We start from the raw sequence: 13,244 nt of genomic DNA, 5'->3' as shown, positions 1-13,244 counted from the left end.
GCTCCATACCTTCAAGGTCATGCCCCAGCGCTGGGTGGTGGAGCGCAGCTTCGCGTGGCTGGAGAAGAACCGGCGGCTGTGGAAGAACTGCGAGAGGCTTTTGAACACCAGCTTGCAGTTCATTCATCTGGCATTCCTGGCTCTGCTGCTCAAAAGATTTTGAACAGGTTCTTAAAGCTCCCAGCCACACGCCGTGCCCAGCACGAGAGCGGCATTGTCGAAGCCGACAAGACCTTCTTTCTGGAATCGTTCAAAGGGCAGCGCCAGCTGCACCGCCCACCCCGCCAGCGCGGCGGGGTCGGCAGCACCGGTGGCTGCAACGGCTGGGAACAGATTGCGGTGTTGGTGATGCGTGACCGCAGTGGGCAAACCGCTGATTTCCGGCTGCAAAAGCTGGATGCCCGTCATATCACCGAGGTATTGCACCCCTTGGTGGACAAGGATGCCATCCTTTGTACCGACGGTGCACGGGTCTACCAAACATTTGCCCGAGCCAGCGGCATCACCCACAAGGCCGTCAATATCCAGCAGGGCATTCGGGTTGTGCAGGGGGTCTTTCATATCCAGAACGTCAACGCTTATGACAGCCGCCTCAAAGCTTGGATGCGCCGCTTCCATGGCGTGGCCACCAAGTACCTGGAGAGCTATCTGGGTTGGCGGCGCATGCTGGAGCGGTATTTGAAAAACATCTCTCCTGCCACTTGCCTTTGCGAAGCTCTGGGGAGATTTAACTTGCAACAGCTAATTCAGACATAGCCTTTTTCTATGTACAGTTTTTAGTCCTGTTTGCATAGCAAAACCCGGCCGCAATCCGCCAGCGGCATCCAAGGGAATACCCCCTGCCGCCAAGTCCTTGGCGCTCCCCATAATCCGCCTTATGTTGTACGACAACAGATAACCAACCACCTCGGACGCTATGATTTTTGCGCACCTTGCCCGGCCTCTTCAGCCATGTCGGCGGCCCCTTCATCCACCTGTCCCGCAGTCGCACGTGCCCAGCCACGCCATCCAGGGCGCTCGCCAAGGCCTAGTGCTGCACGCATGAAGTACGCGCTCGACTTCAGCACCCTGCTGCCCTACTGGCCGGTGTTCCTGAACGGCGCCTGGCTGACATTGAAGATGACGGCGGTGGCCGTGGTGGTCGGCGTCGCGGTCGGCACGCTGGTGGCTTTTGCCAAGCGCAGCCAGATCCAGCCGCTGTCGCGCATTTGCGCCGGCTACATCGAGGTGGTGCGCAATACGCCGTTTCTGGTGCAGATCTTTCTGCTGTACTTCGGCCTGGCCAGCATCGGCATCCGCATGCCAACCTTTGCCGCCGCGGTGCTGGCGATGATCATCAACATCGCCGCCTACGCCGCCGAGATCATCCGCGCCGGGCTAGAGTCGGTGCCCAAGGGCCAGATCGAGGCGGCCGAATGTTTAGGCCTGTCCAAGTGGCGCATCGGCTGGCATGTGATGCTGCAGCCGTCGATTGAGAAGGTCTACCCCGCGCTGACCAGCCAGTTCCTGCTGATGATGCAGGCGTCCGCCATGGCCTCGCAGATATCGGCCGAAGAGCTGACGGCGATTGCCAATACCGTGCAGTCCGACACCTTCCGCTCGCTGGAGACCTATATCGTGGTGGCGGCGCTGTACCTGGCGCTGTCGCTGGTGATCAAGCTGCTGACGCATCTGCTGGGTGAATACCTGTTCCGCCGCCGCCGCGTGATCCGCCAGGCGGCTTTGCGCAATAGCCGGCAAAAGCAGTTGGAGCCGACCGTGCAGGTCGCTCGCCACGGAGGTGCGGCATGAGCTGGGGCAGTTTCACTGGCACACACCTGCTGTACCTGTTTACCTCGATTGGTTGGACGCTGGTGCTGTCGGCAGTGGCTTTCGTGCTGGGCAGCATCGGTGGCTTTGGCGTGATGCTGGCACGCATTTCGTCGCGCCGCTGGCTGCGCTGGATGGCGCTGGCCTATATCGAATGCATACAGGGCATTCCGCTGCTGATTTTGCTGTTCATCGTGTACTTCGGCCTGTCGGTGTACGGCTATTCGCTGCCCTCGCTGGTGGCGGCTGGTATCGCGATGATGGTGTACGTGAGCGCCTATCTGGGCGAGATCTGGCGCGGCTGCATCGACGCCATGCCCAAGCCGCAGTGGGAGGCGGCCGAGTGCCTGGCCTTCAGCCGCTGGCAGACACTGCGCCTGGTGATCATTCCGCAGGCGGTGCGGCTATCGCTGCCGCCCACCGTGGGCTTTTTGGTGCAGATCATCAAGATGACTTCGCTGGCCTCGGTGATCGGCTTTGTGGAGCTGACCCGCGCCGGCCAGATCATCAACAACAGCATCTTCCAGCCCTTTTTAATCTTCACGATCGTCGGTGCGTTTTACTTTGCCCTGTGTTATCCGCTGTCGCGCTGGAGCGAAGCGATGGAGAAAAAACTCAATGTCGCCAACCGTTAACCCCCTGCCCGGCAGCTTGTACACCGGCCTGGTCGCTACCGAAGGCGGTGGCAGTGTCAACACTACCGCCCAACCCGGCCCTATCGTCAAGCTCGACCAGGTCTACAAGAGCTTCGGCTCGAACCAGGTGTTGAAGGGTGTGTCCTTCGAAGTCGCCAAGGGCGAAATGATCGCCATCATCGGCGCCAGCGGCTCGGGCAAGAGCACGGCGCTGCGCTGCATTGACCGGCTGGAAGTCATCGACCAGGGCAGCATCGAGGTCTGCGGCATCCGCGTCGACAGCCCCACGGTGGACCTGAAGCAGCTGCGGCTGGAAGTCGGCATCGTGTTCCAGAGCTACAACCTGTTTCCGCACCTGACGGTGGAAGAAAACATCTTGCTGGCGCTGCGCCATGTGAAGAAGCTGCCGCGCGCCGAGGCCCATCTGGTGGCGCTGCGCGTGCTGGAGCAGGTGGGCCTGCAAGAGAAGGCCGAGGCCTACCCCGAACAGCTCTCCGGCGGCCAGCAGCAGCGCGTGGCGATTGCCCGGTCCCTGGCCATGTCGCCCAAGGTGATGCTGTTCGACGAAGTCACTTCTGCCCTCGACCCGCAGCTTACCGGCGAGGTGCTGCGCGTGATGGAAGACCTGGCCGCGGGCGGCATGACCATGCTGCTGGTGACGCACGAAATGGCCTTCGCCAAGCGCGTCGCCGACCGCATCATCTACATGCACCAGGGCAAGGTTTGGGAGGTGGGCGCCGGCGACATGCTGGACGCGCCCAAGACGCCCGAGCTCAAAGCCTTTCTCGACAACGGCCTTTGATTATTTATAACCACCAGGAGACAAACATGCGCACCACCCACTTCACCCGCACCGCCATCGCTACCGTGCTACTCGCTTGCGGCACGCACGCCGCCATAGCCGACCAGTTTGACGACATCAAGAAGACCGGCAAGGTCCGCGTGGCCATCGCCATCGGCACGCCGCTATTCAGCTTTGCCGATGCGAACCTGCAGCCCACCGGCTCAGACGTAGACACCGCCACCGAGCTGGCCAAAGACCTGGGCGTGAAGCTGGAGATCGTGCCGATCACCACGGCGGCGCGCATCCCCACGCTGCAAGCCCAGCGCGCGGACCTGGTGATATCCGCCCTATCCATCACCGAAGAGCGGGCCAAGGTGGTCGACTTCTCCATCCCGTATTCAGCCATCACCATCATCGTGTCGGCCCCCAAGGACATCAAGATCACCAGCTACGCCGACCTGGCCGGCAAGCGGGTGGGTTTGACCCGCGCCACCACCAACGACGCGCTGACCACCAAGGAAGCCAAAGGCGCGGAAATCATGCGCTACGAAGACGACGCCACGTTGATTACCTCTGTCGTCACCGGCCAGGTAGATATTTTCTCCAGCACGCCATCGAACATGGGCGAGATCAACAAGCGCGCGCCGGGCAAGAATTTTGAGGTGAAGTTCTCGCAGCTCGACTCCGGCCTGGGTATCACCATGAACAAAGGCGAGCCTAAGCTGAAGGAATGGATCAACGCCTGGGTCACCGCCAACATCAAGAGCGGCAAGCTCAACGCCATCTACAAGAAATACCATGGGCGCGATTTGCCGACGAATGTGGTGAAGCCGGCTTGAGTTGGATGAAAATCGCTATTTAATTGGTAGCTGGCAGCGCAGGTAATACTTACGCTACAGCCCGATTCATCCACCATCAAGGCGAAACACTGGACGCTTGATCCTTCGCCTTATATGCGACCAGAAACGCGTCGGAAGACACCTGGTCGGCCAAAGCCCTCAAGTTCGCAGCCCCGGCAGAACCCAGAACGACCTCCACTTGGTCGTTTGCTGCTGCCCAGCGCACCATGCCTGCTGATAGCCGGGTCTTACCAAGCGAAGTGAGAACGCTGTGTTTGGTCCGGCGGTCTTGGGCGTCTTGACGCAATTCCACAATTCCGTCGCGTACCAGAGGCCTTAGCGCATGGGTAAGGGCCGAAAGTTGGATGGCGAGCCGGGCCGCCAGGTCCTGTAGCGTCGGTCCTTGTTGATCGGCGCCCGTGAGGCTGTAAATACCTGCGATGAGCGAGAGCTGCGTGGCTTTGAGGCCCACCGGCGCCAGCTCTTCGTCGTACAGCTGCTCCAGTCTGCGAGCTGCAAGGCGCAGTGGTGTGACCGAGCAGACGCGCCCACCCAATATGTCCTGCTCGTCTGCGGCGGGCTCATCCGGACTGTTCTTCGCATCAATAAGCTTACTGGTAATTCCCATATTCATAAAATGGTTTAGTACTGCACTATTTTCAAATTGCAGGCAGTTGACCATACATTTGAGCCCTCAACTTATTTAGTTGAGTGCTCAATTTTATTGGAAAGCTATCAATGACACATCCCAGTTCTAAAAAAGTCGCTATTGTCACAGGGGCTTCTTCCGGCATCGGCGCCGTGTATGCGGACCGCCTTGCCGCACGTGGATACGATCTTATTCTTGTCGCCCGGCGCGCTGACCGTTTGGAAGCCCTCTGCGCGCAAATCGCGAAGGCGCACGGCGTCAAAGCTGAGCCGATCTCGGCTGATCTGACAAAAGACCAGGACTTGGCTCGGATCGAAAATATCCTTGCAAGCAATGCGGACGTGCATGTTCTGGTGAACAACGCCGGTATTGCGCAGCTGGGAACGATCGCCCAGAGGTCTGCAGATGATGCACTTGCGCAGATCGCCCTCAACATCACGGCATTGACGCGCCTGACGCAAGCAGTGGTGCCTGCGTTCATCAAAAGAAACCAGGGCGTCATCATCAATGTTGCGTCCGTCCTGGCCATCCATTCGCTGCCGATCAGCGCTGTCTACAGCGGTACCAAGGCCTTCGTATTGCAATACAGCCGAGGCCTGCAGCAAGAACTAGCCGAAACCGGGGTCAAGGTTCAATTGGTCTTGCCCGCATCCACGGCCACCGAACTCTGGGATTTGTCCGGCGTTCCGCTGGCGGCCCTCAACAAGAACACCTTGATGACGACCGAGAACATGGTCGATGCGGCGCTCGCGGGCTTGGACCAAGGCGAAACGATCACCTGGCCGTCGGTCGCCGATGCAAGTCTGTGGGACAAGTACGAGGCAGCCCGCTCCGAACTGTTCGCGGGCACCCAAGCTGGAACGCCGGCCCCTCGTTACAAGATCGCTTGATTCCAGCCAACTGAGCGTTGCCGCGCTTCCCTTTCTCTCCCTTTTCCATTTTCCAAGGACAGCCCATGCTTTTCGAAGCCTTCTCCCTACGTGCCACCCCGCTCAGCAATCGCACAGTGATGTCGCCACTCACGCGCAGCCGCGCGAGCGAAAACAACACGCCCAACAGCCTGATGGCCACCTACTACGCCCAACGTGCAAGCGCCGGCCTCATCATCACGGAAGGAACCTCACCGTCACCCAACGGCTTGGGTTATGCCCGCATCCCTGGCCTGTTCAACGACGCCCAGGTGCAAGGCTGGAAACTGGTGACCGACGCGGTCCATGCCAAGGGCGGCAAGATCGTCGTACAACTGATGCATACCGGCCGGGTGTCCCACCTGGCCAACCTGCCGGCCGGCGCGGAAGTGCTTGGACCTTCACCCGAGACCTGCCCTGGCGAAATGTGGACGGATACGCAAGGCAGCCAGCCGCACACGCCGCCGCGCACCATGACCGAGGCCGACATCCAGACCATGATCGGCGAGTACACCACGGCCGCACGCCTTGCCATCCAAGCCGGCTTTGACGGCATCGAATTGCACGCGGCCAACGGTTACCTGCTGGAGCAATTCCTGAACGCCAATGTCAATCGCCGCAGCGACGGCTACGGCGGCACCGCCGAAGGGCGCAACCGGCTGGTGCTGGAGGTCGCCCGCGCTGCTGTGAAAGAGATCGGCGCTGAGCGCGTCGGCATCCGCCTGTCGCCTCACGGCGTGGTCAATAACACCGGCGCATTCGAGGGCGTGGACGAACAGTACCTGGCTTTGGTGAAGCAACTCTCCGCACTCGGCCTCATGTACGTGCACGTCCTGGACCATTCGGCCATGGGCGCCCCACCGGTTCCGGCGAAGCTGAAGGCCGATCTGCGGGCTGCATTCGACGGCCCGTTCATCCTCGCCGGCGGACAAGACAAAGCCGGTGCACAACAGGCGCTGAGTGAGGGCCGCGCGGACCTGGTAGCCATGGGCAGGCCTTTCATCGCCAACCCTGACCTGGTCGAACGCATGCGCCAAGACGCACCGTTGAATGCTCCGGCCCCGGACACGTTCTACACGCCCGGTGCCAAGGGCTACACCGACTACCCAACGCTCACGGCTTGAGCATCAAACGGCCCCGATTGCACTCGCAGACCTTGGAATTCCAGGGCCTTCCACACAATAAGGAGAACGATTTGAGTACCTACACAAGCGGCAAGACGGCTAAGCGCGCGCTGGTAACCGGCGCATCCAGCGGCATTGGCGCAGACATCGCGCGTGAGCTCGCGGCGCTTGGCGTTGATCTTGTGCTGACGGCGCGGCGCCGCGACGCATTGGATGCGGTCGCCGCGAGTTGCAAGGGCGTGAAGGTCGAGATCGTCACCGCAGATCTCGGCAAGCCCGATGCCGCGCGCGAGCTATGGGCCGCTGCTACAGCGGGTGGCCCGATCGACATCCTGATCAACAACGCCGGGTTCGGCTATTTCCGCCGGTTCGACGAGGTTGACTGGGCACGCGACGCGGAACTCATCCAGCTCAACATGACCTCGCTCGTCCAACTCGCGCGGTGCTTCGTCGACGCGCACAGGGCAAGCACAGCGCCCGCGCACATGGTGAACATCGCGTCGACCGGCGCGTACCAGTCGGTGCCGAACATGGCGCTGTACGCCGCGTCGAAGGCGTTCGTCCGCAACTTCAGCGAAGCCCTCCATGACGAGCACCGCGGCACGCCGCTGTCGGTGACCTGCATCTGCCCTGGCGGCACCGAAACCGCGTTCCACGCCGCGTCCGGCGGGGGCGACTACTCGTGGATTGCAAACGCGTCGACGAAAAGCGCGGAGTTCGTCGCACACACCGCGATCCAAGCGATGCTGCAAGGCAAGCGCACGGTGGTGCCCGGGCTGTTCAACAAGCTATCAACCTTCGGCGTGCGCTTCTTGACGCGGCAGTTTGCATCGCAGGTGGCAACACAAGTGCTCGGAAAGCCGCGATTGGCCCTGCCGGCGCGGAACGAGACTTGAGGGAGGCGAACAACTGTCGCAGAGAACAGATGCCGCGCAGGAACTCATCCCAGCCAACGCCAAGCAACACAATCCCCGCATGGCCGCCCCGTACCAAGCTTTCAGCGGCTCTTAAACACTGCGACGCAAGACCCTTGGGGCCCACGTCGGCAACTTCAGTGCGGCAGATTGTTCCCATACCGCTTCATCGACATGGTCGCGGCGTCAATCTTCGACATGAAGTCTGCCGCCGCTGCTGCTGTCGGGAAGCTCTCCATGGATGCTTCTGCATCCTTTGCCGAACGCCAGTGCACGATCACGAGCCACTCGCCGTTGTCGCCCGCCACGCTCTCGCGCGAGACGAAGCCCGGTTGCTTGGCCACATGCTGCTTTTCGACGGCTTGGTCCACAGCTCGGAACTCCGAGGCGCTGATACCCGGCTGCAGCTTGAAAGTAACCACCTCCACGACTTCAGCCGAAGCGCCCGCTGCCCCGTAGGCCTGCATCGACAGCACGCCGGCCGAGAAAGTAGCCAGCAGCAATCTGTAGATTTTTTGCATCTCGAATCTCCTTGCCCACTTAGAACTTGCCGTTGGCGTTCTTCCACTCCGAGCGGGCTGGAATAGCTTCAATGGTGTCCCAGTGCTCAGCGATCTTGCCGTTGTCCACACGGAACAGATCGTAAAAAGCGACGTGCTTGCCGCCGAACTGACCTTCGCTCGCGACGAGTACGAAATTGCCCTCGCCAAGCACCTTATGCACTTGTTCGTATTTCATGCTAACGCCGGCCTTGGCCATTGCCTCCAGCGCCTTGCCTAGCCCCGAAAGACCGTCGGCGATCTGCGGGTTGTGCTGGTGGTAGTTGTCGCCGTCGTAGTAGCCGACCAGCTTGTCCATCCGGCCATTGACCAAGATGTCGTCCACGAATGCGGCGACCAGCTTCTTGTTGGCCGCAGTCTTGTCAAGATCCATTGCAGTTGTTGGCCCATCGATCATCGAACGCCCACTTGGATTGGACATGGCTGGCTTTTCCTGCAGGTTGTCCCAGTGCTCGACAATCTTTCCATCCTCAAAGCGGAAAATGTCAAAACCGATCTTCGGGCCGAAGAAGTTGTAGTCGGTATGGGCGAATACGAAGTCCCCATCCTGGAAGACACGCACCGTGTTCACCTTGGCTGAGCCTTTGGGCAAGGCTTGCAGCGCAGCGCCAAAGCCAGCAAGGCCGTCACCGACGGCGAGGTTGTGTTGGATGTACTTTTCAGAATTGATGTAGCCCACGGGCTTTGTATCGCCGATCTCAATGCTCTTGAGCAGTTCGGTAACTTGGGGTTTGTAATTTGTAGACATTCCGTTTTCCTTTGTAGTGCTGATTCCGTTCGATGCACAGCCTGTCATTGCAGCTGTGATGGCGACAACCGACAGCAAAATGGTGTTTCTGACTTTGAGTTTCATGGGGGACAAGCTTTCATCGTTGCTTCTGAGTGAAAGCAAACAAGTGTCGGTTTCCATACACATATTTACGAGGTAGATTCCTGACCCATAGTTATCTAAATCGGACATTTCTGGCATATGGCAAATCTTACGGACATTCCCCGCGTGGGCTTTCGCCCTCCGGTGGGCTACGCGTTTGACATTGAGGTGTTTCCCGCCAATGACTGGCTGAAACGGGTACCAGCCGAGCACTTCAGATATCCGTCACGCCTGGACTTTCACCAACTCATCCTGGTAACCCAGGGACAATTCCGTCATACGGTGGACTTCCGGCTGGAGTCGCCGGATAGCGGCTCACTATTGGCCATGCGACCAGGCCAGGTTCAGCGCTTCGAAGCCAACAACATCTGGGATGGCTGGGTCATTCTTTTTCGTCCGGAATCGTTCCAAACCACGGCCAACATGGGCGAAGCACCGACAGGTCTTTTCGTCGAAGACATACCGGTTCAATTGATGTTGGACGCGACGACCTTCACGGCGGTGCAACAAGCCATGGCGCAAATGCATAAAGATGCGTCCATGTCAGGCCCTATGCAGTTGATAAATGCCTTGGAGCGCGCGCAGCTCCAGGCATTACTCACCAGGTTGCAGCTTGCCAGCGCACAACGGCTTGCGCTGCCGTCAGACAACTCATCGCTGTCCAAGCACTTCCGGAAGTTTCGACATGCAACGGAGCAAAGCTTCCATGAATGGCATCAAATATCCGCCTACGCCAAGGCCCTTGGCATCTCTGAGAAGACACTAAGTCGAGCAGCACAACAGCTGACCGGACTATCCGCAAAGTCATACCTGTCCACGCGTATCGCATTGGAGGCAAAGCGCATGCTTGCGTACACCAGTTGGCCCATTGCCCAAGTGGCAGACAAGCTGGGATTTGATGAAGCGACCAATTTCATCAAATTCTTCCGCCGGGAAGCAGGTTGTGCACCCAGCGAGTTCAGAAAGCAGCACAGAGGCTGACCAAGCATGGCCGGGCACATCATGGAACCGGCCCCCGAGTTATTTCACCGCATGTGCGGCGGCATACGTTCCAGAGAAGCGTGTCCGCCCGTACAGCATGAACACCGAAACCAGGCCACACGCCGCGGCGAAGGTCATCCAGTAGCCCGGAGCCGCCTTATCACCAGTGGCCTCAATCAGCCAGGTAGACAGCATCGGGGTGAAGCCACCAAAAATAGCCGTCGCCAGGCTATAGGCCAGAGAGAAGCCCACCGTACGCACATGGGCGGGCATGACTTCTGTGAGCGCGACTACGGCAGCGCCGTTGTAGCTGGCGTACATAAAGGACAGCCACAGTTCGGTCACCAACAGATTCTCGAAGCTGATGTTGGCGACCAGCCAGGACATGATGGGATACGCAGTAAGGATGGGCAGCACGGTGAACACCACCAGTATCTTCTTGCGCCCAACCTTGTCCGACAAAGCGCCCATCACCGGCAGCCAGAAGAAGTTCGACATGCCGACACAGAAGGTTGTCAACAGGCTGTCTGCGGTACTAAGCTTCAGCACGCTTTTGCCAAAGGTGGGTGTGTAGACCGTGATCAGATAGAAAGACACGGTGGTCATCACCACCATCATCATGCCCGCAACCACCACGCGCCAGTTGGAGCCTATTGAGCGCAGGATTTCCTTGAACGTGGGGTGGTGCTTGCGAGCAAGGAACTCATCCGTCTCCTGCAGCGAGCGTCGAATCACAAAGATTACCGGAACAATCATGCAGCCTATGAGGAACGGCACGCGCCAGCCCCAGGCGCCGATTTGCTCCGCCGACAGCCACTGGCTCAGCAGGTAGCCAATGATGGCCGACGCCATGATGGCAACCTGCTGGCTGGCGGACTGCCAACTCACGTAGAAGCCCTTGTTACCGGGGGTGGCCATCTCGGACAAATACACCGACACGCCGCCCAGCTCCACACCAGCCGAAAAGCCCTGCAGCAGGCGTCCGGCCAGCACCAGAATAGGTGCGGCGATGCCTATCGTCGCGTAGCCCGGTACAAAGGCGATCAACACCGTGCCCAACGCCATGATGCCCAGGGTAACGATGAGCCCCTTGCGCCGCCCAATCTGGTCTATGTAGCTACCCAGGATCACGGCACCCAAGGGCCGCATCAGAAAGCCCGCGCCAAACGTGGCGAAGGTCAGGATCAATGATGCGTACTCGTCGTTGTTAGGGAAAAACGTCTTGGAAATGTACGTAGCGTAAAACCCGTACAGGAAGAAGTCGAACATTTCCAGAAAGTTGCCGCTGGTCACCCGCAATACGGTGGACAGCTTGGATTGCTCCGCTTTTTTTGTATTAGCCATGGTGGGTTCTTTCAGTGTGCGGCAGCAGGGGCCGGAGTCAGGCCCGTCTTGCGGATCAGCGGTGCGGCTTCGGCCGAGCTGAGGTAATCGATCAAAGCCAGGGAGGCGCCCTGCAGCTTCGTACCCGCCACCACGCCGGCAGAAAAGGGCGTGAGTTGCTGCGCCTCATCGGGCAGCTCGCCCACGAAATCGATGCCAGCGACTGGCAGCAGCTCGCTGACCTGCTGGAAGCCCAAATCGGCGTCGCCCCGCGCCACCACCTGGGCCACGGGCTCGGCGGGGATCATGCGGCTCTTGCTGCGGATCTGGTCCGCAACGCCTAGGCGTGGGAACAATACCTTCGACAGATATTCGCCGCTGGCGCTATCGGAGTAGACGATAGACCGCGCGTTGAGAAGTGCCTGCTTCAAGCCATTCATCGTTGTGACATCGGGCCTGGCGGATCCCGCCTTGACGGCGACACCAATTTTTGAGTTGGCCAACAGGCGGTGGCCGGCATCTTCCACCCGCCCTTGCTGGATCAGTTTGTCCAGGGCATCACCTACCATGATCACGACGTCGATGGGCTCGCCGCGTTCCAGGCGCTTGGGGATAGCGCCCGAGGTTTCACCCATCGAAGGGCCCCACACCGCCACCAATGTGTGCCCGGTGCGGGCCTCGAAGCCGGGCGCCAAGGCGCGGTAGGCGGCAGCGAAACCACCCGAGCTTGCCACATGGATTTCGTCCGCCGTCGCAACTGCGGCCATGGCCGGCGCGATCGCCAGGATGAGGAGACGCAAGCTGCGCCGCGTGTTGAGTCCTAATTTCACATCATCTCCTTTTGTGTTTGTAAGTTCACCGTTGGGGGCGGATGATGCGTGCCTTCAATTAGAAACACAATTGCATTAATTTGATATATTGATAGACCATGCGCATCAATACAGACATCGGAGAAATACAGGCGTTCATCGCCGTAGCAGAGAAATCGAGCTTCAAGGCGGCGGCAGAGAGCCTGTTCATATCGCAGCCCGCTTTAAGCCGGCGTATCGAAAAACTGGAAGGCGATTTGAAAAGTCGGCTGCTGGAAAGAACCACCCGACGGGTGTCTCTGACCGACGCGGGCCGGCAGTTTTTGAAGCACGCCCAAGCCATCATGGACGAGCTGGAATTTGCCTACCGGGGGCTTGAAGCCAGGGCCGCGGCGCGCACCGGCAAGGTCACCATTGCCTGCATTCCGTCGGTGGCCAACCATTTGCTGCCATCGGTTTTAAAAGACTTCCACAACAGCAACCCTGCGGTGCGCGTCAAGGTGATCGATGAAAGTGCTCAGATCGTTTTGGACAGCGTCGCCGGAGGGCATGCAGACTTCGGCTTGAACTTTCTGGGCAGCCAAGAGCCCGATCTTGATTTCATGCCCATCCGCGAAGAGCGCTATGTGGCCGTGGTGCCAAGCAGCCATCCATTGGCGCAGCGCAAGACCGTCGCCTGGAGATTGCTGGAGAAAGAGCCGCTGGTATCGGTATCCAGCAGCAGCGGCAACCGCCTGATCATCGACAGCGCCTTTGCGAAGTCGGCGAAAAGGCCCAGCATCCACTACGAGATCAACCATGTGACCGGTGCCATCAACCTGGTGGCGGCCGGCCTGGGTATTGCCATCATTCCTGGCTTGGCACTGGACGCCGTGCTGCATCCAGGCCTGGTCGGCGTGCCCTTGGTAGACCCCGCCATCACGCGCACACTGGGGCTGATCGTTCGCAAGGGTGACAAGCTGCATGGTGCGGCCCAGGGCCTGGCCGACATACTGATTACCGCGATTCGATCCACCTAGCCCCCCTGACGACCAGCGC

Annotated in this window: 15 protein-coding genes and 1 pseudogene; 11 read left to right on the top strand and 5 right to left on the bottom strand. The window is 59.6% G+C overall.

The features are described 5' to 3' along the window. From AC07VY_RS21670 to AC07VY_RS21645, 6 genes and pseudogenes are all read left to right on the top strand, one after another. Positions 1 to 163: transposase (locus tag AC07VY_RS21670; RefSeq protein ID WP_495099266.1), on the top strand; the 163-nt coding region annotated here is incomplete at its 5' end. Continuing rightward, positions 115 to 756: pseudogene (locus AC07VY_RS21665) on the top strand (IS1595 family transposase); the annotation flags it as partial. The gene AC07VY_RS21670 and the pseudogene AC07VY_RS21665, both read left to right, overlap by 49 nt. 285 nt (positions 757 to 1,041) lie before the next feature. After that, complete coding sequence (locus AC07VY_RS21660) at positions 1,042 to 1,791, top strand: amino acid ABC transporter permease (RefSeq protein ID WP_495099199.1); 750 nt, start codon at positions 1,042 to 1,044, stop codon at positions 1,789 to 1,791. Then, on the top strand, positions 1,788 to 2,444 hold the full coding sequence (locus AC07VY_RS21655) for an amino acid ABC transporter permease (protein ID WP_495099200.1): 657 nt from the start codon (positions 1,788 to 1,790) through the stop codon (positions 2,442 to 2,444). Before AC07VY_RS21660 ends, AC07VY_RS21655 begins: the two co-directional genes overlap by 4 nt. Further along, positions 2,428 to 3,246, top strand: coding sequence for an amino acid ABC transporter ATP-binding protein (locus AC07VY_RS21650; RefSeq protein ID WP_495099201.1), 819 nt, complete (start codon positions 2,428 to 2,430; stop codon positions 3,244 to 3,246). Before AC07VY_RS21655 ends, AC07VY_RS21650 begins: the two co-directional genes overlap by 17 nt. Before the next feature lie 26 nt (positions 3,247 to 3,272). Beyond that, a complete protein-coding gene (locus tag AC07VY_RS21645; protein WP_495099202.1) occupies positions 3,273 to 4,067 on the top strand; it encodes a transporter substrate-binding domain-containing protein in 795 nt (264 codons plus the stop codon). 76 nt (positions 4,068 to 4,143) lie between these two features. Here the strand turns inward: AC07VY_RS21645 and AC07VY_RS21640 are convergent, their stop codons facing one another. Next, entirely contained in the window at positions 4,144 to 4,749 is a 606-nt protein-coding gene (locus tag AC07VY_RS21640; protein ID WP_495099203.1) for a MarR family winged helix-turn-helix transcriptional regulator, read from the bottom strand. 56 nt (positions 4,750 to 4,805) lie between these two features. Here AC07VY_RS21640 and AC07VY_RS21635 point away from each other — a divergent pair, with 56 nt between their 5' ends. The 3 genes from AC07VY_RS21635 to AC07VY_RS21625 all read left to right on the top strand — a co-directional run bounded on the left by AC07VY_RS21635 (position 4,806) and on the right by AC07VY_RS21625 (position 7,644). After that, complete coding sequence (locus AC07VY_RS21635) at positions 4,806 to 5,606, top strand: SDR family NAD(P)-dependent oxidoreductase (RefSeq protein ID WP_495099204.1); 801 nt, start codon at positions 4,806 to 4,808, stop codon at positions 5,604 to 5,606. Between the two features lie 65 nt (positions 5,607 to 5,671). Beyond that, a complete protein-coding gene (locus AC07VY_RS21630; protein ID WP_495099205.1) occupies positions 5,672 to 6,748 on the top strand; it encodes an alkene reductase in 1,077 nt (358 codons plus the stop codon). A 71-nt stretch (positions 6,749 to 6,819) separates the two neighbouring features. Next, a complete protein-coding gene (locus AC07VY_RS21625) occupies positions 6,820 to 7,644 on the top strand; it encodes an SDR family NAD(P)-dependent oxidoreductase (RefSeq protein ID WP_495099206.1) in 825 nt (274 codons plus the stop codon). A gap of 155 nt (positions 7,645 to 7,799) precedes the next feature. Here the strand turns inward: AC07VY_RS21625 and AC07VY_RS21620 are convergent, their stop codons facing one another. Then, positions 7,800 to 8,183, bottom strand: a complete 384-nt coding sequence (locus AC07VY_RS21620; protein ID WP_495099207.1) for an antibiotic biosynthesis monooxygenase family protein — start codon at positions 8,181 to 8,183, stop codon at positions 7,800 to 7,802. Positions 8,184 to 8,202: 19 nt separating this feature from the next. Next, complete coding sequence (locus AC07VY_RS21615) at positions 8,203 to 9,075, bottom strand: nuclear transport factor 2 family protein (RefSeq protein WP_495099208.1); 873 nt, start codon at positions 9,073 to 9,075, stop codon at positions 8,203 to 8,205. Between the two features lie 117 nt (positions 9,076 to 9,192). Here AC07VY_RS21615 and AC07VY_RS21610 point away from each other — a divergent pair, with 117 nt between their 5' ends. Beyond that, complete coding sequence (locus AC07VY_RS21610; protein ID WP_495099209.1) at positions 9,193 to 10,074, top strand: AraC family transcriptional regulator; 882 nt, start codon at positions 9,193 to 9,195, stop codon at positions 10,072 to 10,074. A gap of 39 nt (positions 10,075 to 10,113) precedes the next feature. Here AC07VY_RS21610 and AC07VY_RS21605 read toward each other — a convergent pair whose 3' ends face one another. Both AC07VY_RS21605 and AC07VY_RS21600 read right to left on the bottom strand, forming a co-directional pair. Beyond that, complete coding sequence (locus tag AC07VY_RS21605; protein WP_495099210.1) at positions 10,114 to 11,418, bottom strand: MFS transporter; 1,305 nt, start codon at positions 11,416 to 11,418, stop codon at positions 10,114 to 10,116. Positions 11,419 to 11,429: 11 nt separating this feature from the next. Further along, complete coding sequence (locus tag AC07VY_RS21600) at positions 11,430 to 12,227, bottom strand: substrate-binding domain-containing protein (protein ID WP_495099211.1); 798 nt, start codon at positions 12,225 to 12,227, stop codon at positions 11,430 to 11,432. A 98-nt stretch (positions 12,228 to 12,325) separates the two neighbouring features. On the opposite strand from AC07VY_RS21600, the gene AC07VY_RS21595 reads away from it, so the two are divergent. Beyond that, positions 12,326 to 13,225, top strand: a complete 900-nt coding sequence (locus tag AC07VY_RS21595) for a LysR family transcriptional regulator (protein WP_495099212.1) — start codon at positions 12,326 to 12,328, stop codon at positions 13,223 to 13,225. The last annotated feature ends 19 nt before the right edge of the window (positions 13,226 to 13,244 follow it).

The sequence above is a fragment of the Rhodoferax sp. GW821-FHT02C08 genome, assembly GCF_059421805.1.
The sequence above is the reverse complement of the archived record's forward strand: the minus strand, read 5'-3'. Positions and strand labels throughout refer to the sequence as shown.

Coding starts and splice junctions, on each gene's coding strand:
- AC07VY_RS21660 (WP_495099199.1), top strand. CDS start 1,042: ATGAAGTACGCGCTCGACTTCAGCACCCTGCTGCCCTACTGGCCGGTG.
- AC07VY_RS21655 (WP_495099200.1), top strand. CDS start 1,788: ATGAGCTGGGGCAGTTTCACTGGCACACACCTGCTGTACCTGTTTACC.
- AC07VY_RS21650 (WP_495099201.1), top strand. CDS start 2,428: ATGTCGCCAACCGTTAACCCCCTGCCCGGCAGCTTGTACACCGGCCTG.
- AC07VY_RS21645 (WP_495099202.1), top strand. CDS start 3,273: ATGCGCACCACCCACTTCACCCGCACCGCCATCGCTACCGTGCTACTC.
- AC07VY_RS21640 (WP_495099203.1), bottom strand. CDS start 4,749: ATGGTCAACTGCCTGCAATTTGAAAATAGTGCAGTACTAAACCATTTT.
- AC07VY_RS21635 (WP_495099204.1), top strand. CDS start 4,806: ATGACACATCCCAGTTCTAAAAAAGTCGCTATTGTCACAGGGGCTTCT.
- AC07VY_RS21630 (WP_495099205.1), top strand. CDS start 5,672: ATGCTTTTCGAAGCCTTCTCCCTACGTGCCACCCCGCTCAGCAATCGC.
- AC07VY_RS21620 (WP_495099207.1), bottom strand. CDS start 8,183: ATGCAAAAAATCTACAGATTGCTGCTGGCTACTTTCTCGGCCGGCGTG.
- AC07VY_RS21615 (WP_495099208.1), bottom strand. CDS start 9,075: ATGAAACTCAAAGTCAGAAACACCATTTTGCTGTCGGTTGTCGCCATC.
- AC07VY_RS21610 (WP_495099209.1), top strand. CDS start 9,193: ATGGCAAATCTTACGGACATTCCCCGCGTGGGCTTTCGCCCTCCGGTG.
- AC07VY_RS21605 (WP_495099210.1), bottom strand. CDS start 11,418: ATGGCTAATACAAAAAAAGCGGAGCAATCCAAGCTGTCCACCGTATTG.
- AC07VY_RS21595 (WP_495099212.1), top strand. CDS start 12,326: ATGCGCATCAATACAGACATCGGAGAAATACAGGCGTTCATCGCCGTA.